Genomic DNA, 23847 nt, shown 5'->3' with positions numbered 1-23847 from the left:
CGCACGATGGAACTGCGCCCCGAACAGCTTGCCAGCCAGCCGGCCAGCCAGGCCCTGGCGCCGGTGTACCTGATCGCCGGGCCTGAAACGCTGCGCGTGCTGGAAGCGGCCGATGCGGTGCGTGCGCGGGCCCGCGCCGACGGCATCAGCGAACGCGAAGTGTTCGATGCCGACGGCCGTGATTTCGACTGGAACCAGCTCGACGCCACCTTCAATGCCCCCAGCCTGTTCAGTGCGCGCCGGCTGGTGGAGCTGCGCCTGCCGACCGGCAAGCCGGGCAAGGAGGGTGGGGAGGTCATCAGCCAGTTCTGCGCCAACCCGGCGCCTGATGTGATCCTGCTGATCACCTGCAACGAATGGAGCAAGGCACACCAGGGCAAATGGGCCGAGGCGGTGAACCGCGTCGGCGTGCTGTCGGTGGCCTGGGCGATCAAGCCGCACGAGCTGCCGGACTGGATCGAACGTCGCCTGCGCCAGCAGGGCCTGCGCGCGGACCCGGCCGCCGTGCAGCGGCTGGCCGAGCGGGTGGAAGGCAACCTGCTGGCGGCCGCGCAGGAAATCGACAAGCTGGCGCTGCTGGCCAGTGGCCAGACCCTGGATGTGGACACCATGGAGTCGCTGGTGGCCGACGCCGCCCGCTACGACGTGTTCCGCCTGCTGGAAGCCACGTTCTCCGGGCAACCGGCGGCGGTGCTGCGGATGCTGGCTGGGCTGCGCGGCGAAGGCGAGGCGGTGGCCGCGCTGATGCCGATGGTGATCCGCGAGATGCTGTCCACCGCCGCGCTGGCCAGGGTGCAGGCGCGCGGTGGCAACCTGGCGGCCGAAATGAAGAGCCGCGGCATCTGGGAATCGCGCCAGGCGCCGTTCAAACGCGCGCTGCAGCGGCACCCGGAAGCCAAACGCTGGGAGCGCTTCGTCGCTGAGGCCGGGCTGGTGGACCGCATGGCCAAGGGGCGCGCCGACGGCGATGCCTGGCTGGGCCTGGAGCGGCTGCTGGTGGCCGTGGCCGAAGCGCGCGCGGTACGCCTGCTCGCGCGCGCCTGAGCCCCGTGGGCCTGCGCATCCATTACGGTGGGACATTCGACCCGGTGCACCTGGGGCACCTGGCCATCGCGCGGGCGGCGCGCGACCAGTTGCAGGTCGCCGTGCGCCTGCTGCCGGCGGCCGATCCGCCGCACCGGCAGGCCCCCGGTGCGAATGCCGCCCAGCGGGCGGAGATGCTGGCGCTGGCGATCGGCGATGAGCCGGGACTGCTGCTGGACCGGCGCGAGCTGGAACGCGCCCAGCGCCAGCCGGCGACCCCTTCCTACACCGTCGACACGCTGCGCGAGCTGCGTGCCGAGCTGGGCCCGCGCCAGCCCATCGCCTGGCTGGTAGGCGCCGACAGCCTGCTGGGCCTGCCCAGCTGGCATCAGTGGGAGGACCTGTTCGAGCTGGCGCACTTCGTCGTGGCCGACCGCCCGGGAAGCTCGCTGGAGCGGGCCCTGCCGGCCCCGCTGCAGCAGGCGCTGGAGGGGCGTTGGGCAGACACCGACAAGGCGCTGTTCAGCGCCCCCGCAGGGCGCGTGTTGCGCCTGCACGCCCCGCTGCGCAACGAATCCGCCACGGCCGTGCGGGAGCGGATCGCCGCTGACGGGGACTGGCGCGGGCTGCTGCCACCTCCGGTGGCCGATTACATCGCCCGCCATGGCCTGTACGGGGTCCGTACGCCGTGAACACGTTCAGCTCCTCCGCCCCGTATAATCGGCCCCACATTTATCGAGTCTCCCTGCTTTGAGCGACCAAGCCCAGCCCCAGACCATCAAGGTCACCATGCCGAACCCGGCACCGTCCACCCAGCAGCTGCTGGAGTGCGTGCGCCAGGCCACCGAAGAACTGAAGGCCAGGGACGTGGTCGAGATCGACGTGATCGGCAAGTCCAGCGTCACCGATTTCATGGTGATCGCCTCGGGCACCTCCAGCCGCCACGTCAAGTCGATTGCCGACGAAGTGGTCAAGTTCGCCAAGAACCTCGGCATCATGCCGCTGGGCGTGGAAGGCGAGCGCGAAGCCGAGTGGGTGCTGGTTGACCTGGGCGACGTGCTGGTGCATGTGATGCTGCCGCGCGTGCGCGAGTTCTACGCGCTGGAGCGCCTGTGGACGGTGGGCGACCAGCCGCCGAGCCTGCTCGACGAGGGCGACGAAGAAGACGACTACGCTGCGCGTTGAGCGTTGCGCACGTGGTGACGACAACGGCGCCGGGTGGCGCCGTTGTCATTTGAAGGAGCATGACGATGAAAGCCAGGCTGATCGCCACCGGTGAACGCGCGCCCAGCTGGGTGGCGCAGGGTTTTGCCGAGTACCAGAAGCGGCTCTCGCACTGGTTGCCGTTCGAGCTGGTGGAAATCGAGCCGGGCCTGCGTGGCAAGGGACGCGATGCGCGTCGCGCCACCGAGGACGAAGGCAAGCGGGTGATCGCCGCGCTGCCCAAGAACGCGTATGTGGTGGCGCTGGATGTACCCGGGAAGCAACTCAGCTCCGAGCAGCTGGCGCAGCGCCTGGAGCACTGGCGCGGGCAGGGCAGGGACCTGGCGTTCCTGATTGGCGGCCCGGAAGGGCATTCGCCCGAAGTATCCGCGCTGGCCGATGAAAAATGGTCCGTCGGCCCGCTCACCCTGCCGCACATGCTGGTGCGGCTGGTGGTGGCCGAGCAGCTGTATCGCGCAGCGGCGATGCTGGCCAACCACCCCTATCACCGCGCGTGAAAAAATTCTGCGCAGACGGGTTACAAGCTGCGAAAAACTGGTTACAATTTGCACCCCGCCCGAATAGCTCAGCCGGTTAGAGCACTTGACTGTTAATCAGGGGGTCGTTGGTTCGAGTCCAACTTCGGGCGCCAAGTTTTAATAGCCTCGCAGCGATGCGAGGCTTTTTTTTGCCTGTGACCCATGAACGAAGAAGCCCGGGCAATGCCCGGGCTTTTCGTTTCACAACCGCATGGATCAGTTGAAGGTGTACTTCGCACCCACCGTGAAGTAACGGCCGATCGCGCCACTGAAGTGCAGCGGGTTGTAGTTCACCCCGCCGTAGGTGGTCGGGTCGAGCGGGGCAGTGCGGTCGAACACGTTCTGCACCGAGGCGTTCAGTTCGAACGCGTCGGTGATGTTGTAGCGACCGGACAGGTCGAACGTGGTGAACGAGGAGATCTTCTCCACCGGCGTGCCATCGGCATAGAACGCGAGGTAGTCGCCACCGCGGCGGTCCTTGTTCTCCAGGCTGCTGATGTAGTTGACCACGCCGCTGACGCTCCATGCATCCTGCTTCCAGGTGGTGCCGAAGTTGATGCGGTCTTCGGGCGTGCCGATGCAGTTGGTCACGTCGCAGTTGCCGTGCGTGCCCACGTAATCGACCGTGTTGTCGCCTTCAGTGCGTTCGAACTTCAGCACATGGCTCCACTGAAGGTCCATCTCCAGCTGGCCCGGGCCGACGTCGAAGGTCTGGCGGATATCGGTATCGATACCGCGCACCCGCGACGAGTTGGCGTTCACGTAGGCGGTATTCACCGCCAGGATGGTGCCGGTGCCGGGGATGCCGTTGATCAGGTCGGTATCGCGCAGCACGCTGCCGGCTGCGATCGCGTCGGCGGTGCTGCCCTGCGCGATCTCATTGGTGCGCTTGATTTCCCATGCATCCACCGTCAATGACGTGGTCGAGGTCGGCTGCAGCACGATGCCGAACGAGTAGCTCTTGGACTCTTCCGGTTTCAGGTCCGGGTTCGGGCTGGTGATGATGGCCACCGGGCGCGCACCGCAGTTGGTGGTCACATCCGCCGGCGGGCTGGCCGCGCAACGCACGGGATCACGTGCGGTGGAGAACGCCGCCAGGCCGCCGTCGCCGTTCTCGGCAGGATTCGGCGCGCGGAAGCCTTCCGCGTAGGTGGCACGCAGTGCCACCCAGTCCACCGGGGTCCACTTCACGCCGAACTTCGGGGTAGCCTTGCCTTCGCCGCTTTCATATTTGTCGTAACGCACGGCGCCCGACAACTCCAGCTGCTCCAGCACCGGCGCGGACAGTTCCACGTAGCCGGCGTACACGTTCTGGGTGCCGTCATAGGCCGAGTAGCCCAGGCCGATGATGTCGCCCACGTCGGTATAGGTCTGCGGGGTCAGGCTGTTGCTGGTCTTGCGCCATTCGGTACCGATCGCCAGGCCGAGCGGGCCGCCCTTGAGGTCCATCAGGCTGCGCGAAACGGTGAAGTCGAACATGTCCAGGCTGGATTTGGCGTTGGCCTGGATCTGCGGCGAAATGTAGTCGTACAGCGCCTGCGAGTTCTGCCCGGCATTGTCGCCGATGCGCCAGACCCCACCCGCGCAGGCCGGGTCGCCCAGCGCGCATTGCACGGCGCTGTAGCGCAGGAAGCCGTCACGCTTGTTGACCAGGTTGGTGCTCGAATGCAGGTAGGCCGTGTCGTAGCCCCACTCGCCCCAGTTGCCCTTGGTGCCGACCAGGAAGCGGGTGAACTCATTGGTGTTGGTGGTCACGCGCGGGCCGACGTCCCAGGCCGAATAGCGCAGGCGCGAGTCCTGGCCCGGGATCGGGTTGTCAGGATGGGTCGGCCCCAGCACGACCGCACCCGGGCCGCTGCTGGCGTTGACCGGGCCGCCGGGATAGCCCCAGCTGCCGGACACGCCGGACGGGGTGTTGCTGAAGACCGTTTCCTTCTTGGAGTACCCGATCTCGGTGTAGATCTCGCCGCCTTCGCCGTATGCAAAGCTGGCGCGGCCGAATACGTTGACGTATTCCTCCTTCGGGCTCAGGTCGCGGAACTGCTGGGCCGCATCGTACAGACAGCCGTCTTCGGCGATCGAGGCATCGGTCTGGCCCGGGATGTTGGTCACGGACTGGCAGCCCGGCAGCGGTACCAGGAAGGCCGGGTTGTCGGCATCCACGTTGCGGTCGTCGAACACCGAACCGTTCGGGCCGGCGCCGCCGCTGGTGGCGCCGTTAAGGAATGCGCCGCTGAGGAACTGCGCATCGGAGGCGGCGATGCCCCAGCGGCGCAGGTCACCGGTACCGATCCACTTGCGGTCCTTGCGGTCGCTGATCTTGATCGCATCGGTCTTGCCGACGTCCAGGCTGAAGAAGGCGTTCCAGCCGTCTTCGACGAGGTCACCGGTACCGGCGGTCAAGGTGGCCTTCTTGGCGTCGCCGTCGCTGTCGCCGGACAGGCCGTACGAACCGCGCAGGATCACGCCATCGAAATCGCTGCGCAGGATGATGTTGACCACGCCGGCGATGGCGTCGGAACCGTAGATCGCCGACGCGCCATCCTTGAGCACTTCCACGCGCTCGACCGCGTCCAGCGGGATGGTGCTCAGGTCGGTGAAGACCTTCTGGCCGTCATCGGCCAGGCCGTAGGTGGCCATGCGGCGGCCGTTCAACAGCACCAGCGTGGAGCCGGCACCCAGGCCGCGCAGCGAGATGCCCGCGCCGCCGCCGGCAAAGCCGTTGCCGAAGGTCTTGGGAATGGAGCCGGCGCCGTCGGAGGTGAGCGTCTGCAGGTACTCGGCCACGGTGGTCTTGCCGCTGCGGTCGATGTCCTGGCGCGTCACTACCTGCACGGGCGAGGGGGTTTCAGTGTTGGTGCGGGGAATATTCGACCCGGTGACCGTGATGCGGTCCAGGTTGGTGGCCTGGTCCTGGGCCAGGGCCGAGGAGGAGGCGAAGGCGCCGGCCAGCAGCAGCACGCCGCCAGCAAGGGCCGAAGAAATGGAGTGGGCAAGCGGATTGCGACGATTGCCGCTGTAGCGTTGTTGGATCGGGTGTTTCACAGCTTCTCTCCTGACTGGACAACCTGGGGTCTGGGCTGGGCGCCGTCAACGGATTGACGCGTCGGCGCCAATCTAGGTTTCCAACAGGTGACGTAAACGTGAAAAATTGCTTAATTCGCGCAATTGGTGATGGCCGTCAAAGAAGTGCGGGGTCCCGGGTTCGGGACCCCGCATCCCTGACGTTACTGCGGCAGCGAGAAGCTCACCGGGACCAGGCCCACGGCCGGCACGGCCTGCCCGTTGACCTGGGCCGGCACGAAGCGCCAGTTGCGCAGCACCTGCTGCCGCGCAGCATGGTCCAGCGCCCGCGAACCACTGCTGCGTTCGATGGAGACGGAGGTCGGCTTGCCGTCGGCGTCGACCTGCACCCGGAGGGTGACCGTCCCCTGCTCCCCGGCCCGGATGGCGGCGATCGGGTAGCTCGGCGGCGGTGCGGTGCGGTACTGCAGCTGCGCGCCGTCACCGGAGGCGGCCGGCGCCGGCTCGACCGGCGCCAGGGTCGGCGTCTGTACGTCGCTGGCCGGCAGAGGCGGCACGGCCAGTACGTCGTCTGCGCTGGCGGTGGGCAGAGGCAGCGGGGCCACGCGCGGGGTCGTGGTTGGCGCACGGACCGGCACCGGTTCCTGCGGGGGGATCGGCAGCGGCGGCTCCGGTTGCGGCACCGGTGGGGTGATCAGGTTTACCACCGTCCGCTCGCGGGGCAGCGGGGCAGCCACGTAGGCGGCGGGAATCAGCAGCAGCATCAGGGCGAGCAGGTGCAGGGCCAGCGCGGTGCTCCAGCCAAGCACGCGCGGGACGTCGATTTGCAGCGGGACCACCGGGGGATGCGTACGGACCATGCGCCACTCTCCTTGCCAGATGTGCGTGCGGGAACATCAACGTGCAGGGGCCGGGGCCCCGCAATGACAGCAATACCGCAGCCCGGCGCGGGCCGGAAGGCAGGGGTGGCGTGGGTGTTTGGCTGCCGGTCAGGAACACAGCGGACCAACGGTCCGCTGCTACCGGGCGGGCTCACCGGCCCAGGTCGAATACCGGGCGGGCTTACCGGCCCAGGTCGAACACCACGTCCAGGTTGACCGACACGGTCGACTCGCCCGGCGACACCGGAGTGGAAACATCGGCGGCCATCGGCGCGGCTGCGGCGCGCATCATCACCGGCCGGAAGTTGCCGCCGCCGCTTTCGGAGATGCTGACGATACGGCGCACGCGCAGACCCAACGACTTGGCGTACGTCTCGGCGCGGGCCTGGGCCTTCTTCAGTGCGGCCAGGCGGGCTTCGTCATAGACCGGTTCGGTCTGGTCGATCTCGAACTGCGGGCCGTTGATCTGGTTGGCGCCCTGTGCGGCCAGCGCGTCGAGTACCTTGCCCAGCTTGGCGATGTCGCGCACCTTCAGGCTGACGGTATTGCTGGCCTGGTAGCCGGTGATCTTCGGCGCTTCATTTTCGGCGTAGCGGTACTGCGGGCTGAGGTTGACCCCGCTGGTCTGCACGTCGCGCTCGGCGATGCCGGCGGCCTTGATCGCGGCCAGCACCTTGACCATCTGTTCGGCGTTCTGGCGCATGGCCGTGTTGCCGTCGGTGGCCTGGGTGACCACGCCGGCCGACAGCGTGGCCACGTCGGGCACGCGGCGGGCTTCGGCGTTGGCCGAGATGTTGAGCAGGGTGCTGTCGGCGGGGACGGCGATGGCGGGCGGGGTCTGGGCGTGGGCGGTCATCGAGGTTCCCAGGGCAAGGGACAGGGCAAGCAGCAGCGGGGACAGGGTCGGGCGGCGCATATGCATCTCCATGTGAAGGCGTTGAGGTTGGTGTCGGAGCGATGAACGTCTGGTGAGGTTTATCGGGGTTGATGACGATTCGGAGGCGTTGCTCGCGATTCAGACAGGGCCCGCAGGTTATGCTTCCGCGATGCTTTATCTCGCCTCTCGTTCGCCCCGACGAACCCAACTGCTGGCGCGCCTGGACCGACCGTTCCGCGCGCTGGACCTGGATGTGCCCGAAGTACGGGCCGCCGGGGAAACCGCCCAGGACTACGTGCAGCGCGTGGCCATCGACAAGGCCCGTGCCGGCTTGGCGCAGGTGGCCCACGACCCCGACGCGATGGTGCTGGGCGCGGATACCGAAGTGGTGCTGGACGGTGAGGTGTTCGGCAAGCCGGTCGATGCCGCCGATGCCGCCGCCATGCTGCGCCGCCTGTCCGGCCGCACCCACCAGGTGATGACCGCCGCGGCGCTGGTCGCCGCCGGCGCCGAGCAGGTGGTGATGGTCGTGTCGGAGGTGAGTTTCATCGCGCTGGACGAGGCGGCCATTGCCGCCTACGTGGCCGGCGGCGAGCCGATGGGCAAGGCCGGGGCCTACGCCATCCAGGGCGGGGCCGAGCGTTACATCCGCCACCTGGCGGGAAGCTATTCGGGTGTCATGGGCTTGCCCCTGCAACAGACCGAGCAGTTGCTGCAGGCATTTGAATCGAAGGGAGTCGCCGGTGTCTGAAGAAATCCTGGTCAACGTCACCCCACGCGAGACCCGCGTGGCCGTCATCGAAAACGGCATGCTGCAGGAGCTGCACATCGAACGTGGCTGGCGTCGCGGGGTGGTGGGCAACATTTACAAGGGCAAGGTGCAGCGGGTGATGCCCGGCATGCAGGCGGCCTTCGTCGAGGTCGGGCTGGAGCGCGCCGCGTTCCTGCACGCCAACGACGTGGTACGGCCGGCCCCGGTGGCCAGCCCCGATACCGAGGGCACCACGCTGCCGCCGCCATCGTCGGTGCCGATCGTGGAGCTGCTGCGCGACGGGCAGGACATCGTGGTGCAGGTGGTCAAGGACCCGATCGGCACCAAGGGCGCGCGCCTGACCACCCAGATCAGCATTCCCTCGCGTTACATGGTGCTGCTGCCGCAATCCAAGGTGGTCGGGGTATCGGCGCGGATCGAGGACGAGGCCGAGCGTGCCCGGCTCAAGACGCTGGTCACCGAGCTGTCGGCCCAGCACGGGGGTTACGGCTACATCGTGCGCACCAACGCCGAAGGCCAGCCGGCCGAGGCGATTGCCGAAGACATCGCCTACCTGTCACGGGTCTGGAACGTGGTCGAGCGCCGTGGCCGCGAGGCGGCCCCGTGCAGCGTGATCTATGAAGACCTGAGCCTGCCGCTGCGTTCGGTGCGCGACCTGATCCGCAAGGACGTGGACAAGGTGAAGGTGGACTCCAAGGAGACCTTCACCCAGCTGCAGGCCTTCGTGGCCAAGTACATGCCGGTGCTGGCCGAGAAGCTGGAGCTGTACAGCGGCGACCGCCCGATCTTCGACATGTTCGGGGTGGAGGATGAGATCGGCCGCGCGCTGGACAAGCAGGTGCCGCTCAAATCCGGCGGCTACCTGGTGATCGACCAGACCGAGGCGATGACCACCATCGACGTCAACACCGGCTCGTTCCTGGGCCAGCGCAACCTGGAGGAAACGGTGTTCCGCACCAACCTCGAGGCCGCGCAGTCGGTGGCGCGCCAACTGCGCCTGCGCAACCTCGGCGGGATCATCATCATCGACTTCATCGACATGGATGACGCCGAGCACCGCCGCCAGGTGCTGCGCACGCTGGAGAAGGCGCTGGCGCGCGACCATGCCAAGACCACGGTGTATGAGTTCTCGCCGCTGGGGCTGGTGGAAATGACCCGCAAGCGCACCGTGGAAAGCCTGGAGCGCCAGCTGTCCGAGCCGTGCCCGGAATGCAGCGGGCGCGGGTCGATCAAGACCGCGGAAACGGTCACCTACGAAATCTTCCGTGAGATCACCCGGGCCGTGCGCCAGTTCGATGCCGCGCGCCTGCTGGTGATCGCCTCGTCCAAGGTCGTGGCGCGGATCACCGATGAGGAATCCTCGGCGGTGGCCGAACTGGAGGAATTCCTCGGCAAGTCGATCCGCTTCCAGGCCGACGAGCAGTACCTGCAGGAGCAGTTCGATGTCGTGCTGCTGTGACCTGAGCCGGCCCGCGCAGTGGTGCGCCGGCGCCTGCGGGACCCGATGAGCGCGCCGCTGCGCCTGCGACTGCGAAGGATTCGCCGCCATGCTGTCTATGCCATGGCGATCGTACTGGTCTGTGTGGCGGTGCTGGTGGGCAGCCTCAGCCAGGTGCTGCCGCTGGCCGAACGGCACCCGGACAAGGTGGCCGGGTGGTTGAGTGCGCGTGCCGGCCAGCCGGTGCGTTTCGACCAGCTGCAGACACGCTGGACCCGGCGCGGCCCGGTGCTGGCGTTGAAGGGCCTGCGCATCGGTGAAGGCGAGGGACTGCGCATCGGCGAGGCTGAAGTGCAGGTCTCGATGTATTCGGGGCTGCTGCCCGGCCGTTCGCTGACCGAGCTGCGCCTGCGCGGCCTGGCGCTGGTGCTGCAGCGTGCGCCCGATGGCCGCTGGTCGGTGCAGGGGCTGCCGCAACCCAAGGCCGGCGGCGATCCGCTGGATACCCTGCGCCGGCTGGGCGAACTGCAGGTCATCGGCGGCCGGCTGCGGGTGGATGCGCCGTCGTTGAACGTACAGACCGAACTGCCGCGCATCGACCTGCGGCTGCGGGTGAACGGGCAGCGGCTGGCGGTGGGCGCGCGGGCGTGGGCCGATCTCAAGGGCGCCCCGCTGACGGCGGTGGTGGATTTCGACCGTGCCCACGGCAACGGGCAGGCCTGGCTGGCCGCCGACCCGGCCGACTTCCGTGCGTGGTCGTCGCTGCTGCAGTTCGGCGGCGTGGCCCTGCAGCAGGGTACCGGCACGTTGAATGCCTGGGTGGACCTGCGCGACCGCCGTCCGGTGATGATCACCACCGATGCCGACCTGGTAGGCGTACAGCTGCGTGGTGCGCGCCTGGCCGATGGCGGGCGCCCGCAACTGAAGCTCGATACCTTGCAGCTGCGCGCGCGCTGGCGTTGGGTGCAGGGCGGCTGGCGTGCCGATGCACCGCGCCTGCGGATCGGCCTGGAAGGACGCACCGAAACGCTGGATGGGCTGTTGGTGGCCGGCGGCCAGCACATGGCGCTGGCCGGCGACAACATCGATGCCACCGCGCTGCTGCGCGGGCTGGCGTTGACCGATCGGATCGATGCCGGGCTGCGCAGTTGGCTGCACGACGCGGCGCCGAAGGTGCGCATGAGCCGCGTGCGGTTCGCCGGCGAGCGCGACGGGCCGCTGGGTTTTGAAGGCGAGCTGGAAGAGATCCAGTTCGCCGCCGCCGGGCACGCACCCGGCCTGGGTGGGGTGGGCGGCCATTTCGAGGGCGATGCCAACGGCTTCCGGCTCGACCTTCAGCCGACCCGGGTGATGCATTTCGACTGGCCCACCGGGTTCGGCGTGCGCCATGACGTGCGCCTGGCCGGCAGCATGGTGGGTTGGCGCGATGAAGGCGGCGGCTGGCGCATCGGCACCCCGGCGCTGCGCGTGCAGGGCACCGATTACGCCGCCGACGTGCGCGGCACGATGTGGTTCCAGGGCAATGGCACGCGCCCGTGGATGCAGCTGGCGGCCAAGCTCGACGACGTGCCGATGACCGCGGCCAAGCGCTTCTGGATCCATTCCAAGATGAGCAAAGCGGCCACCGACTGGCTGGATGCGGCGCTGGTGGGGGGCCATATCCGCGGGGGTATCGGCCTGGTGACCGGCGACCTGGAAGACTGGCCGTTCAAGGACCACAACGGTCGCTTCGAGGCGACCGGCCGCATCGACAACGGCAACATCCGCTTCCAGCGTGACTGGCCGACGATGGACAAGGTCGAAGGCGATATCGCCTTCATCGGCCCGGGGTTCGAGCTGCACGGCCGTGGCGACCTGGCCGGCGTGGCGGTGGACCACTTCGATGCAGGCATCGCCGATTTCGGCGCCTCCCAGCTGTACGTCAAGGCGGCCAGCCGCAGCGACGCCGGCGCGCTGCTGGCGATGCTCAAGCAGAGCCCGCTGCACAAGACCTATGCCGATTCGCTGGACAACCTGGCGGCCAAGGGACCGGCGGCGGTGACCTTCGACCTGCTGCAGCCGCTGCACCACGCCGAGGGCGGCGGGCACCTGCAGGGCACGGTGGATCTGGACGGTGCCACGCTGTCGGACAAACGTTTCGACCTGACCTTCGAGGCGATGCGCGGCCAGGCCAGGTACAGCCAGGACGGGTTCGGTGCCGAGGCACTGGCCGTGCGCCACCTGGGCCAGGACGGCCAGCTCAGCCTGCGCGCCGGCGGTTATGCGCGTGACCCGCAGCATGCGTTCGAAGCCGAGCTGGCCGCGCGGATGGATGCCGGCCAGCTGCTGGACCGTGCGCCCGAGCTGGGCTGGCTCAAGCCTTACATCGAGGGGACGTCGCGCTGGACGATCGGGGTGACGCTGCCCAAGCTGGCGCCGGGCGGCAAGACCGCGCCGCCGACCCTGCTCACCCTGCACTCGGACCTGGTCGGCACCCGGCTGGACCTGCCGGCACCGCTGGACAAGCCAGCCGAGGTGCCCCTGGCCACCGCCGTGAAGGCGCAGCTGCCGATGGGCGCCGGTCGGGTGGACGTTGCCTTCGGCGAACGCCTGGCCTTGGCCGCGCGCACCCACGACAACAAGACGGGCGTGCAGGTCACGCTGGGCAGCGCCACCGTTGACCGCGACCCGCCCGCCAGCGGGCTGGTGGTCAACGGCCGCAGCGGCTCGCTGGATGCCCTGGACTGGATCGCGCTGGCGCGTTCGCCGGGCGGGACACCCGGTGCGGACCCGATGCCGCTGCGCCAGGTGGACGTGCAGGTCGGGCAGTTGCTGCTGGCTGGCGGCGTGTTCGCGCAGACGCGCCTGCAGCTGCGTCCGACTCCCACCGGCGTGGACGTGCGCCTGGACGGACCGTCGCTGTCGGGCGACCTGAGCGTGCCCAATGCCGATGGCGCGGCCATCGTCGGCAAGCTGGACCGGGTGCACTGGCAGTCGCTGCCCACCCCCGTGAAAGCCCCGGCCGATGGCGCGCCGATCATCCTGCCGGCCGACGCCAGCTTGCCGGCGCGGGTCCAAGCCAGCGCCAACGACACCAACCCGGCGAAGATTCCGCCGCTGTCGCTGGACATCAACGACCTGCAGTTCGGCAAGGCGCGGCTGGGCCAGGCCGTGCTGCGCACGCGTCCGTTCGGCAACGGGCTGAGCGTGGACCAGCTGCAGTTCCGCGCGCCCAAGCAGGCGATCGACATCCAGGGCCGCTGGCTGGGCATGGGTGAGGCGGCGCACACCCAGTTCCAGGTCAAGGTCGACAGTGAGGACCTGGGCGGGCTGATGCAGAACCTGGACTACGGCGGCCAGCTGCGCGGCGGGCAGGGCCAGATCAACCTGGATGCCGGCTGGCAGGGCGGTCCATCGGACTTCCAGCTGGGCGCATTGCAGGGCCAGATGCAGGTGCACGCACGCAACGGCCAGCTGCTGGAGCTCGAGCCGGGCGCCGGCCGCGTGCTGGGCCTGCTCAGCGTGACCCAGCTTCCGCGCCGGTTGATGTTCGATTTCCGCGATTTCTTCTCCAAGGGCTTTGCCTTCAACCAGGTGGAGGGCACGCTGGCGTTCGCCGACGGCATGGCCACCACCGACAAGGTGCTGATCGAAGGCCCGGCCGCCAACATCAGCATCCGCGGCCGCACCGACCTGCGCCGCCAGCAGTTCGACCAGACCATCGACGTCAATCCGCGCGCCGGCAACCTGCTTACCGTGGTCGGCGCCGTCGCCGGCGGTCCGGTCGGCGCGGCGGTGGGCGCGGCCGCCAATGCGGTGCTGTCCAAGCCGCTGGGCGAGATCGGTGCCAAGACCTACCGCGTGACCGGTCCCTGGGCCGAACCCAAGGTCGAAGTGATCGACCGCGACGACGCGCCGCCACGTTGATCCCGGCCGTTACCCCCACAATGTCCCGCGCACGGCTTGCGATATCGGCCCGCGCCCACAGATCAAGACCATGACCGACAACGCACTCACCCTTGCCCAAGACCGCCTGCTGCTGCCCGCCGGGCTGGATGCCGGTGGCCTGGAACGCACCTTTGGCACCCTGTTGGGTCCCGGTATCGATTTTGGCGACCTGTACTTCCAGCACGCCCGCCGCGAAAGCTGGAGCGTGGAAGATGGCATCGTGAAAGACGGCGCCCATTCCATCGAACAGGGCGTGGGCGTGCGCGCCATTGCCGGCGAGAAGACCGGGTTTGCCTATTCCGACGACATCCATGGCGATGCGCTGCTGGGCGCGGCGCGCTCGGCGCGCGCGATCTCCCGCGAGGGCGGGGCGCAGCCGGCGCGGTCGCTGGTGCGCGGCAATGCACGCGCGCTGTACCCCGCACTGGACCCGATCGATGGCATGGGCAACGAAGCGAAGGTGGAGGTGCTCAAGCGCCTGGACCGTTTCCTGCGTGCGGCCGACCCGCGCGTGCAGCAGGTGATGGTGAGCCTGTCCGGTGGCGTGGATACCATCCTGATCGCGCGCAGCGACGGCGTGCTGGCCGGCGACATCCGCCCGCTGGTGCGGCTGAACGTGCAGGTGATCGTGGAGCAGCACGGCCGCCGTGAATCGGGCTATTCCGGCGGTGGCGGGCGCTACAGCTACGAGGAACTGTTCGCTGACGGGCGCCCGGAGGCCTTCGCCCGCGAAGCGCTGCGCCAGGCGCTGGTCAACCTGGACGCCATTCCGGCCCCGGCCGGGGTGATGACCGTGGTGCTCGGCCCGGGCTGGCCCGGCGTGCTGCTGCACGAGGCGGTCGGCCATGGCCTGGAAGGTGATTTCAACCGCAAGGGCACCAGCGTGTACGCCGGCCGTATTGGCGAGCGCGTGGCCGCGCCGGGCGTGACCATCGTTGACGACGGCACCCTGGACGGTCGCCGCGGCTCGCTTAACATTGACGACGAGGGCCACCCGACCCAGTGCACCACGCTGATCGAGGACGGCATCCTGGTCGGCTACATGCAGGATTCGCTCAATGCACGCCTGATGGGCGTGGCCCCGACCGGCAACGGCCGCCGCGAATCGTTCGCGCACATGACCATGCCGCGCATGACCAACACCTACATGCGTGCCGGCCAGCATGACCCGGAAGAAATGATCCGTTCGGTCAAGCGTGGCCTGTACGCGGTGAACTTCGGTGGCGGCCAGGTCGACATCACCAGCGGCAAGTACGTGTTCTCGGCCACCGAGGCCTACCTGATCGAAGATGGCAAGGTCACCGCGCCGGTGAAGGGCGCGACCCTGATCGGCAATGGTCCGGAAACCATGCAGAAGGTGCGCATGATCGGCAACGACCTGGCCCTGGACGAAGGCGTGGGCGTGTGCGGCAAGGATGGCCAGAGCGTGCCGGTGGGCGTGGGCCAGCCGTCGCTGCTGATTGATGGCATCACCGTGGGCGGCACCCAGGCCTGATCGCCGGATGCGCCCGTCCTGCCAGCCCGGCTCAGTCTTCGGCGCTGTCGGCGTCGCCGATGTCGCCGTCGTCGGTGTCAGCCGCCGTCGCTTCCAGGCCCAGCGCGGCCGGCAGCAGCAGGGTGCGCAGCACCTGGTAGATTTCACGGAAGGCACGCGGCGGCTTGTTCTTGGCCCGCTCGGCCTGCGCATTGCGCACCAGCGTGCGCAGCTGCTGGCGGTCGGCCTGCGGGTACTCGGCCAGCAGCGCGCTCAGCGCGGTGTCGCCGTCCTTGAGCAGGCGCTCGCGCCAGTCCTCGGCGCGGTGCAGCGCGGCCACTTCGCGGCGCGAGGTATCGCTGTTGGCGTCCAGCGCATCGCGGATCGCGTCCAGGGTGGCATCGTCCTCGCGGCGCATGTGCTTGGCCAGGAACGCCAGCTGGCGCTTGTGGGCGATATGGGCGGTGATCCGCTTGGCCTCGGCGATGTGCGGCAGCAGGTCTTCCGGCACCGGCACGCGGGCCAGCTGGGCCGGGGTCAGCGACACCAGCTTCTCGCCCAGGGCCAGCACGTCCAGCGCGTCGCGCCGGTTCTGGCTGCGGCTGATATCAAGGAATTCACCGGTTTCTTCGTCGCGTCCGCGCATCGTCTTCTTTCCACATCCAGAACTGTGCCCGGCGTTGCGCCAGGCACTCACCCGTACAGGATAAAGCATTGAACGTGATCTCCCCTGAAGCCCATGCCGCCGACGACAGCCTGCCGAGGCTGGAACAGCTGGCCGACATCTCCCAGCAGCTGCTGGCCCGGGCCCGGGTGCTGGGCGCCACCCAGGCCGAAGTCAGCTGCAGCGAGGAGCGCGGGCTGGATGTGAACGTGCGCCTGGGCGAGGTCGAAACGGTGGAATCCACCCGCGATCGTGGAATCGCGGTCACGGTCTACTTCGGCCAGCGCAAGGGCAGCGCCAGCACCGCCGACCTGCAGCCGGCCAGCCTGGAATCGACGGTGGCCCAGGCCTGCGCGATCGCCCGGCATACCGAGGACGACGAGGCCGCCGGCCTGGCCGACCCGGACCTGATGGCGCGCGAGTTCCCGGACCTGGACAGCTGGCACCCGTGGGCGCTGCAGGCCGACCAGGCGGTGGATCTGGCGCTGGCCTGCGAAGCGGCCGGGCGCGAGGCCGACCCGCGGATCAGCAACTCCGACGGCGCATCGGCGTCCACCGCCACCAGCCTGTCGGTCTATGCGAACTCGCACGGGTTCATCGGCCGTGACCGCAGCAGCCATCATTCGGTGGGCTGTGCGCTGATCGCAGGGCAGGGTGACGGCATGCAGCGCGACGGCTGGTACAGCAGCGCGCTGGCCCGCGAAGACCTGGAAGATGCGGCGTCGATCGGTCGCCGCGCCGCCGAGCGCACCCTGGCCCGGCTCAACCCGCGTTCGATGGCCACCGCGCAGATGCCGGTGCTGTATTCGCCGGAAGTGGCGCGCTCGCTGATCGGCCACCTGCTGGGTGCGGTGTCCGGCGGGGCGCTGTACCGCCGTGCCAGCTTCCTGCTCGACAGCGTGGGCACGCAGCTGTTCCCGGACTGGTTCGCGATCGAGGAGCGGCCGCTGCTGCGCCGTGGCCTGCGTTCGACCGCGTTCGATGGTGATGGCGTGGCCACCCGCGATTCGTCGCTGATCGAAGGCGGGGTGCTGCAGCGCTATGTGCTGGGCAGCTATTCGGCGCGCAAGCTGGGCCTGGTGACCACGGGCAACGCCGGCGGTGTGCATAACCTGCGGGTGCATTCCAACGCGGGCGATCTGGCCTCGATGGCGCGGCAGATGGGCAACGGCCTGCTGGTGACGGAGCTGATGGGGCAGGGCGTCAACGGCGTCACCGGCGATTACTCGCGCGGGGCCGGCGGCTTCCGGGTGGAAAATGGCGAAATCCAGTACCCGGTCGACGGGATCACCATCGCGGGCAACCTCAAGGAGATGTTCGCGGCGATCGAGGCGGTGGGCAGCGACATCGACCGCCGCTCGCACGTACACGTCGGCTCGATCCTGGTCGGGCGGATGACCGTTGCCGGTAACGATTGACGGCATCGATTGACGTATCCTGTGCCCGCTGCCTCGGCAGGCGGGGAGCCTGCCACGCACCACCCATACACTGGACAAGGAGTTTCACGTGAGCGAATTCGACAACATCACCGCCCCGCCGCCGCCGCCGACCAGCGCCGGCCCGGTTCCCAGCGACCAGCGCACCATGGCGCTTGCCGCGCACCTGCTGGGCATCTTCACCTGGTTCATCGGCCCGTTGATCATCTGGCTGATCAGCAAGGACGACGCCAGCAAGGGGTTCGTCACCGACCAGGCCAAGGAAGCGCTGAACTTCCAGATCACCATCGCCCTGGCGATGATCATCTGCTTCATCCTGATGATCGTGATCATCGGCGGCCTGCTGGCGCCGCTGGTGGGCATCCTCAACATCGTGTTCTGCATCATTGCGGCGGTGAAGGCGAACAACGGCGAGGCTTACCGTTATCCGTTCACCCTGCGCCTGATCAAGTGACCGCTGGCGTGTACCGGGCAACGCCCGGTGCCGCCGAGGTCACGGTAGATACCGACCGTTGGTCGGTATTCCACAAAAAACGCCCGGCAATGCCGGGCGTTTTTCGTTCTGATCCGTGACGCCACGGCCTGCGTGGCTGCCGTACCCACCAACGGTCGGTACCTACCGTCAGTGGTTGCGCTCGACCGCCAACCGCCCAAGCGCACGCAGCGCATCAGCGCGTTCGTCATACCCGGCAAGACTGTCGTGCATGCGCTCGCTCAGCGCCGCAAGTTCAGCTTTGGCACCGTCCATTCCCAACAACGCCGGGAAGGTGGATTTGGCCTGCGCCTGGTCCTTGCCCGCCGTCTTGCCGAGCTGTTCGGAACTGGCTTCCACGTCCAGGATGTCATCGCGGACCTGGAAGGCCAGGCCGAGGGCGTTGGCAAAATCATCCAGCTGCAGCAGGTCCGCGTGCGGCGCATCGCCGCACAGCGCGCCCATGCGGACCGCCGCGCGGATCAGCGCGCCGGTCTTCAATGCATGCATGTGCTGCAGGTCGGCCAGCGGCTGCGCGTGGCCCGTTGCATCGATATCCAGCGCCTGGCCGCCGCACATGCCGGCCGCACCCGAGGCGTGGGTCAACGCCTGCAGGCAGTGCACCCGCAGCAGTGCCGGCAACGCCGCATCGGCCAGCAGCCCGAACGCGCGCGTCTGCAGCGCATCGCCGGCCAGGATCGCCGTGGCTTCGTCGAAGGCGATGTGCGTGGTCGGGCGGCCGCGACGCAGGGCGTCGTCGTCCATTGCCGGCAGATCGTCGTGCACCAGCGAATAGGCGTGGATCAGCTCCACCGCCATCGCCGGTGCGTCCAGCGCATGTTCGTCGGCACCGAAGATCTGCCCGCTGGCGTACACCAGCAGCGGGCGCATGCGCTTGCCGCCACCGAGCACTGCATAGCGCATCGCCTGGTGCAGGCGCTTGGGCGCCTGTTCCGGCGGGGGCAGGCTGGCGTCGAGCTGGCTTTCAATGCGGTCGCGCCAACGCGCGAACGTGGACTCAACCGTCATGGCTGGGCGGGTCGAACGGCTCGGCGGTTTCCGGGCGGGCCGGGTCGCTGAGCAGCCGCACGCGCAGTTCTGCCTGCTCCAGCGCCTGCTGGCACTGGCGGTACAGGCCCACGCCACGCTCGTAGGCGCTCAGCGACTGCTCCAGGCTCATGTCGCCGGTTTCCATCTTCTCCACCAGCTGCTCCAGTTCTTCCAGCGAATGCTCGAAGTGGGCGACCGGGGAGGCGTCAGTGGGGGATTTCTTGGCCATGCGGCAAGTGTGAAGCGCCAGCCCCAAGGGGTCAATTCACGCCGCGCCCGGCGTCCAGCGCAGTCGGGCGTGCTGTTCATCCAGCCACTGCTGCAACGGTGCCGCGATCACCTGGTCGCCGGCCGCAACCAGCACCTGGTCTGCATACAGCAGCGGCACCTGGCGGCGCTGCCACGGAGGCAATCCGCTCTGTTGCAGCAGATCTTTCAGCGCGTGCGAATGACTGCGCCCGCGCAGCTGGATGCGCTCGCCGCCCCGGCGTGCGCTGACCTGCACCGGTTCACCCAACCGCTGGGCGCCGATCAGTGCCAGTTCGCCACCATCGGGGAGTGCCAGCGGGCTGGCGCCATCCCAATGCACGCTCCAGTCCAGCGGCAGTGCCAAGGCCATCGGCAGCAGGTACAGGTGGCCGCGCCAGCGGCGGATGCGCACGCCCTGCCAGGCGAACTGCGCATCGGCATCCTGGGCAGCGGGCAGCAGTTCGCGTTCGATGGCCTGGACGCCCGCGGCCGGCAACGGCGGTTGTCCGGCGCTGCGCACCCACTGCCGCAGCAGCCGCGCGCGGCGCTCGCGCGGCTGCCGTTGCAGCTTGGCGCAGTCGAGCACGCCGGGCGACACCGTGCAGCGCCGCAAGGCGTCGTGGTCGGAGGCATCGAGCAGGCGCTGCGCCTGCGCGCTCAGTTCGGCGCTGCGTGCGAACGCCGCATCGGCCTGCGGCCAGCGCTGCTGCAGCAGCGGCAGCACGTGCAGGCGGAGGAAGTTGCGGTCGGCCACGTCGCTGGCATTGCTGGGGTCTTCGATCCACTCCAGCCCGTGCGCCGCCGCATGCGCCCGCAGGTCGCTGCGCGGGATCTGCAGCAGCGGGCGCCAGATCGATCCGGCACCGAACGGCGCATGCGCCCGGATCGCCGCCAGGCCATCCACCCCGGAGCCGCGCAGGGCCCGCAGCAGGAACGTTTCGGCCTGGTCATCGCGGTGGTGCGCCAGTGCGAGGTGTTCGCCTTCGCGCAGGACGCGGGCGAACGCTTCGCGGCGAACGTGGCGTGCCGCGGCTTCCAGGCCCGCACCGCTGTCGCGCGGCACCGCCACGCGGATCACCTGCAGCGGAATCGACCAGGCCGCGCAGATCGCCTCGCAGTGCGCCGCCCAACGATCTGCATCGGCCTGCAGGCCGTGGTGCACGTGCACCGCATGCAGGCCGGCGGCGCGCTGTGCGGGTGACTGGGCCAGCCAGTGCAGCAGCACCGTCGAATCCAGTCCGCCACTGAAACCCACCAATACGGGTGCGGGCAGGTCGGGGGCAGGGGGCAGCGCAGTAGGCATCGAATGGGACATGTCAGGCAGAGGGCCAGTATCGGCCCTGCCGGAAGCCGACGCCATCACGCGGCTTCAACCGCATGATGGGGCCGCCGGCACGCTGCATCAGTTGCCTGCGTCCTTGCGCTCGAACGCCTTGGGTGCGGGCAGTTCCACCGGCACGCCCTTGGCGTTGCAGGTGCCGGCATCGCACAGGCGCTGGCGCAGGCGCGGGGTGGCCTGCACGATCATGTGGTAGATCGCGTTCTGTTCCATGGTGCCGCGCACCGCCTTGCTGCCCGGGCCACGGGCCCAGATGCCGACATCTTCGCCGCCGTGGCTTTCGCTCTTCATCGGCACCAGCGCTTCCTGCATGTAATCAGGGTGCTCGGTATCCACGTGGGTCAGGTCCGGGCGGCCCTTGGCCGGGTCGAAGCTGCTCGGGTTGTGCGGGTAGGCCTTGGGGCCTGCCGGCTGCTGGTTGGTGGCGCCGGTGAAGCCGGGGCCATTGGCGTAGCTGAGGGTGGTGTAGGGCAGGCCGAGGCCGTCGCGGGCGAGGTCGAGCGCGCCGGCGCCGTCTTCGCCGCCCTTGTCCTTGACCTTGCCGAGGATCGGGTTGCCACGCGCCGGGTAGCCCACGAAGTTGAGCGTGTGCGAGTGGTCGGCGGTGACGATGATCAGCGTGTCCTGGTCGGAGGTGGCCTCCACCGCTGCACGCACCGCGTCGGACAGCGCCACCGTATCGCTGAGCGCACGGTAGGCGTTGCCGCTGTGGTTGGCGTGGTCGATGCGCGCGCCTTCCACCATCAGCACGTAGCCTTCCTGGTGGCGCGACAGGTTGGCGATGGCCGCCTGGGTCAGTTCTGCCAGGCTGGGCTCGCCGGACGGGTCGTCCTTGCGTTCGATCTCATAGCGCATGTGGTCCGGCTCGAACAGGCCCAGGATCGCCGGGGCGTTGGCGGCGGCCTGCAGCTGCTGCGCGTTCCAGACATAGGCGCCCTGCGGGTGCGCCTGCTTCCATTCGCCGACGAGGCTGCGCCCGTCCAGGCGCAGGCCCACCTTGTCGTCGTACTCCGGGTCGGTTTCTTCCACGTTGGTGAACTGGGCGCGACCGCCGCCCAGTGCCACCAGCGGACCTCGCCCGTAACGCGAGGTGTCCAGCAGCTGCTGGGCGATGTCCTTGCAGCCGGCCGCCTTGGCCGCCTCGGGCAGGTCCGCGTCGCTTTCCCAGTTGCGCTCGGGCGAATGGGCGTAGGTCGCGGCCGGGGTGGCGTGGGTGAGGCGCGCGGTGGTCACCACGCCGGTGGCCATGCCGGCGCTGTCGGCCAGCTGCAGCCAGGTCAGCAGGCCCTTGCCCAGGCTGTCGGCGCAGTCGCTGCGGCTGCCGGCGCTGACCCCGATGGCGCCCATGTGGGTCTTCACGCCGGTGGTGATGGCGGTCATGGTGCCGGCCGAATCCGGGGTCTGCGAATCGGTGTTGTAGGTCTTGCTGAACGCGGTGGCCGGGAAGCGCTCCCAGGAGAGCAGGTTCTCTTCGCCCGGGTTGCCGTTGCGCTGGCCCTCGAAGATGCGTGCGGCGGCCACGGTGGTCAGGCTCATGCCATCGCCCAGGAACAGGATCACGTTTTTGGCGCGGCCGTCCATCGCTCCACTGCCGGCGGCACGGGCGGCGCCGCTGCGGTACCACCACTGCGGGGTTTCACCGACCGGGTGGGCCACTGCCGGTACATCGACCTGAACGGCGCCGGCGTTGGCGCGGGAAGCGGGGGCGGAGGCGGCGCAGGCGCCAAGCAGCAGGGTGGTGGCGAGGGCCGCCACAAGAGGCGTGAAACGGGACATGGACGCGCGTATCTCAATGGTGAAACGGGCGTTCATTATGCAGAACGCCGCAAGGCACGCCGATGACACGCTGATTTGTTTCTGTGCGCCTCGTCCGCAGGGGCGCGTTGGGCTAAGGTGAGGGGCTGTCACCCACTCCCTGGAATGCTCATGACGCTGGTGTCTGCCTGGCTGCGGATCCCGTTCTGGCAGCGCGTACTTGGCGGCTTCGTGCTCGGCGCGCTGGCCGGCTGGCTGCTTGGCCCCGCCGCCGAAACCTGGTTCGGCCCGCTGGGCGACCTGTACGTCACGCTGATCAAGATGATCGCGGTGCCGCTGGTGTTCTTCGCGGTGATCAACGCCATTTCCTCCCTGCACGGGCAGAAATCGGTGGCGGCGCTGGGCGGGCGCACCTTCCTGTGGTTCATCATCACCGCCGCGCTGGCAGTGGGCATCGGCCTGGCCGTGGGCACCCTGATGCAGCCGGGTACCGGCAACCTCAGCCTGAGCATGGACCACGGCTACACGCCGCGCGAAGTGCCCAGCGTGGTCAAGGTGGTCATGGACGTGGTGCCATCCAACGTGTTCTACGCGCTCACCGGCATCGGCACCAAGGTCAACGCGGCCGGCGAGACGGTGCTGGCCGCGGGGCGCGGTTCGATCCTGCCGGTGATCTTCTTCGCCGGCCTGCTCGGTTTTGCCATGGTCAAGCTGGGCGACAAGGTCGCCGAGGCGCGCAAGCTGACCGGGCAGATGAGCGACATCATGATCCAGGTCACCCGCTTCGTGCTGGAGATGACCCCGCTGGGCACCTTCGGCCTGATCGCCGGGCTGGTGGGCAGCTACGGCTTCGAAAAACTGTTGCCGCTGGGCAGCTTCGTGCTGGCGCTGTACGTGGCCTGCGCGCTGCATATCGTGCTGGTGTACGGCAGCCTGCTGCTGGTGCACGGCCTGAACCCGCTCAAGTTCTTCCGTGGTGCCGCGCCGGGCATGCAGGTGGCGTTCGTCAGCTCGTCCAGCTTCGCGGCGATGCCGGCGGCAATGCGTTCGATCACCCACAACCTTGGCGTGAACAAGGACTACGCGTCCTTCGCGGTGCCACTGGGCGCCAGCATCAAGATGGACGGTTGCGGCGCGATCTATCCGGCGCTGTGCGCGGTGTTCATCGCGCAGTACACCGGCGTGCCGCTCACCCCCGAGCAGTATGTGGTGGTGCTGATCGCTTCGGTGCTGGGCAGCTTCGGTACAGCCGGGGTACCCGGTACGGCGGTGGTGATGGCCACGGTGGTGCTGAGCGCAGCCAACCTGCCGCTGGAGACCATCGGCTACCTGTACGCGATCGACCGGATCCTGGACATGATGCGCACCATGACCAACGTCACCGGCCAGATGCTGGTGCCGGTGCTGGTGGCCAAGGAAACCGGGCTGCTCGACCGCGAGGTCTACGACAACCCGTCCACCAACCTGGGCGTGGACGAGGGCGAAGAGCGCACCTCTTAGCACGATCGGTCAGGTCGTCATGCAGCGGGCCGGCGATTGTCGGCCCGTCTGCGTTTGATGACTGCGCACTGTGACATCTGTATCCGACGGTGTAACAACGCTGATACACCTACATGTGAAGTGAGCGTTATCCGCCTTCCTGACGCGCGCACGTTCGTGTTCAGGACGCGTGAACGCCACGCGGGTGTAACACCTGCGTTGCAGTGACAGCGGTCGCTGCCGGC

General features: G+C 68.6%; 19 protein-coding genes and 1 tRNA gene. 12 read left to right on the top strand and 8 right to left on the bottom strand.

All coding sequences use genetic code 11. The features are described from left to right. The first annotated feature begins 6 nt into the window (after window positions 1–6). The 5 genes from holA to AC06E7_RS01095 all read left to right on the top strand — a co-directional run bounded on the left by holA (window position 7) and on the right by AC06E7_RS01095 (window position 2878). Window positions 7–1044, top strand: a complete 1038-nt coding sequence (holA, locus tag AC06E7_RS01115; protein WP_184126479.1) for a DNA polymerase III subunit delta — start codon at window positions 7–9, stop codon at window positions 1042–1044. Window positions 1045–1049: 5 nt separating this feature from the next. Then, window positions 1050–1715, top strand: a complete 666-nt coding sequence (gene nadD / locus AC06E7_RS01110; protein ID WP_478062555.1) for a nicotinate-nucleotide adenylyltransferase — start codon at window positions 1050–1052, stop codon at window positions 1713–1715. A 97-nt stretch (window positions 1716–1812) separates the two neighbouring features. Continuing rightward, the gene (rsfS, locus tag AC06E7_RS01105) at window positions 1813–2208 is read left to right on the top strand and encodes a ribosome silencing factor (RefSeq protein ID WP_184126665.1); all 396 of its coding nucleotides are present in this window, start codon (window positions 1813–1815) and stop codon (window positions 2206–2208) included. A gap of 65 nt (window positions 2209–2273) precedes the next feature. Next, window positions 2274–2744, top strand: a complete 471-nt coding sequence (rlmH, locus tag AC06E7_RS01100) for a 23S rRNA (pseudouridine(1915)-N(3))-methyltransferase RlmH (protein WP_478062553.1) — start codon at window positions 2274–2276, stop codon at window positions 2742–2744. Between the two features lie 57 nt (window positions 2745–2801). Then, window positions 2802–2878 (top strand) — tRNA-Asn (locus AC06E7_RS01095). A 103-nt stretch (window positions 2879–2981) separates the two neighbouring features. Here the strand turns inward: AC06E7_RS01095 and AC06E7_RS01090 are convergent. The 3 genes from AC06E7_RS01090 to AC06E7_RS01080 all read right to left on the bottom strand — a co-directional run bounded on the left by AC06E7_RS01090 (window position 2982) and on the right by AC06E7_RS01080 (window position 7586). Then, window positions 2982–5810 carry a TonB-dependent receptor gene (locus AC06E7_RS01090; RefSeq protein ID WP_478062551.1) on the bottom strand — a complete coding sequence of 943 codons (2829 nt, stop codon included), beginning with the start codon at window positions 5808–5810 and terminating at the stop codon, window positions 2982–2984. 182 nt (window positions 5811–5992) lie between these two features. Then, entirely contained in the window at window positions 5993–6649 is a 657-nt protein-coding gene (locus tag AC06E7_RS01085) for an energy transducer TonB (RefSeq protein WP_093533418.1), read from the bottom strand. A 202-nt stretch (window positions 6650–6851) separates the two neighbouring features. Next, window positions 6852–7586, bottom strand: a complete 735-nt coding sequence (locus AC06E7_RS01080; protein ID WP_478062549.1) for an SIMPL domain-containing protein — start codon at window positions 7584–7586, stop codon at window positions 6852–6854. A gap of 130 nt (window positions 7587–7716) precedes the next feature. Here AC06E7_RS01080 and AC06E7_RS01075 point away from each other — a divergent pair, with 130 nt between their 5' ends. The 4 genes from AC06E7_RS01075 (at window position 7717) to tldD (ending at window position 15179) form a co-directional block, all read left to right on the top strand. Beyond that, window positions 7717–8298, top strand: a complete 582-nt coding sequence (locus tag AC06E7_RS01075; protein WP_478062547.1) for a Maf-like protein — start codon at window positions 7717–7719, stop codon at window positions 8296–8298. Continuing rightward, window positions 8291–9778: a ribonuclease G gene (gene rng / locus AC06E7_RS01070; protein ID WP_068853541.1), complete on the top strand. Its 1488-nt coding sequence runs from the start codon at window positions 8291–8293 to the stop codon at window positions 9776–9778. The genes AC06E7_RS01075 and rng overlap by 8 nt, the downstream gene beginning before the upstream one ends. A 45-nt stretch (window positions 9779–9823) precedes the next feature. Then, window positions 9824–13663 carry a YhdP family protein gene (locus AC06E7_RS01065; RefSeq protein WP_478062545.1) on the top strand — a complete coding sequence of 1280 codons (3840 nt, stop codon included), beginning with the start codon at window positions 9824–9826 and terminating at the stop codon, window positions 13661–13663. A 70-nt stretch (window positions 13664–13733) separates the two neighbouring features. Then, complete coding sequence (gene tldD / locus AC06E7_RS01060; RefSeq protein WP_184126485.1) at window positions 13734–15179, top strand: metalloprotease TldD; 1446 nt, start codon at window positions 13734–13736, stop codon at window positions 15177–15179. Between the two features lie 31 nt (window positions 15180–15210). On the opposite strand, the gene yjgA is transcribed toward tldD, so the two are convergent. Then, window positions 15211–15804 (bottom strand): ribosome biogenesis factor YjgA, encoded by a 594-nt coding sequence (gene yjgA / locus AC06E7_RS01055; RefSeq protein ID WP_478062542.1) that lies wholly within the window; start codon window positions 15802–15804, stop codon window positions 15211–15213. Between the two features lie 68 nt (window positions 15805–15872). On the opposite strand from yjgA, the gene pmbA reads away from it, so the two are divergent. Both pmbA and AC06E7_RS01045 read left to right on the top strand, forming a co-directional pair. Next, window positions 15873–17240 (top strand): metalloprotease PmbA, encoded by a 1368-nt coding sequence (gene pmbA, locus AC06E7_RS01050; RefSeq protein WP_478062540.1) that lies wholly within the window; start codon window positions 15873–15875, stop codon window positions 17238–17240. A gap of 88 nt (window positions 17241–17328) precedes the next feature. Beyond that, window positions 17329–17712 carry a DUF4870 domain-containing protein gene (locus AC06E7_RS01045; RefSeq protein ID WP_478062538.1) on the top strand — a complete coding sequence of 128 codons (384 nt, stop codon included), beginning with the start codon at window positions 17329–17331 and terminating at the stop codon, window positions 17710–17712. A gap of 168 nt (window positions 17713–17880) precedes the next feature. On the opposite strand, the gene AC06E7_RS01040 is transcribed toward AC06E7_RS01045, so the two are convergent. The 4 genes from AC06E7_RS01040 to AC06E7_RS01025 all read right to left on the bottom strand — a co-directional run bounded on the left by AC06E7_RS01040 (window position 17881) and on the right by AC06E7_RS01025 (window position 22144). Then, the gene (locus tag AC06E7_RS01040) at window positions 17881–18759 is read right to left on the bottom strand and encodes a polyprenyl synthetase family protein (protein ID WP_210130782.1); all 879 of its coding nucleotides are present in this window, start codon (window positions 18757–18759) and stop codon (window positions 17881–17883) included. Continuing rightward, window positions 18749–19009 (bottom strand): exodeoxyribonuclease VII small subunit, encoded by a 261-nt coding sequence (locus AC06E7_RS01035; protein WP_068853531.1) that lies wholly within the window; start codon window positions 19007–19009, stop codon window positions 18749–18751. Before AC06E7_RS01035 ends, AC06E7_RS01040 begins: the two co-directional genes overlap by 11 nt. A 36-nt stretch (window positions 19010–19045) precedes the next feature. Further along, the gene (gene tilS, locus AC06E7_RS01030; RefSeq protein WP_478062537.1) at window positions 19046–20332 is read right to left on the bottom strand and encodes a tRNA lysidine(34) synthetase TilS; all 1287 of its coding nucleotides are present in this window, start codon (window positions 20330–20332) and stop codon (window positions 19046–19048) included. A gap of 99 nt (window positions 20333–20431) precedes the next feature. Continuing rightward, complete coding sequence (locus AC06E7_RS01025; protein ID WP_478062535.1) at window positions 20432–22144, bottom strand: alkaline phosphatase; 1713 nt, start codon at window positions 22142–22144, stop codon at window positions 20432–20434. Between the two features lie 150 nt (window positions 22145–22294). Here AC06E7_RS01025 and AC06E7_RS01020 point away from each other — a divergent pair, with 150 nt between their 5' ends. Further along, window positions 22295–23623, top strand: coding sequence for a dicarboxylate/amino acid:cation symporter (locus tag AC06E7_RS01020; RefSeq protein ID WP_184126492.1), 1329 nt, complete (start codon window positions 22295–22297; stop codon window positions 23621–23623). Window positions 23624–23847: the final 224 nt, after the last annotated feature.

The sequence above is a fragment of the Stenotrophomonas sp. Steno-Z4 genome (genome assembly GCF_056393145.1).
This window is presented reverse-complemented; position numbering and strand designations above follow the sequence as displayed.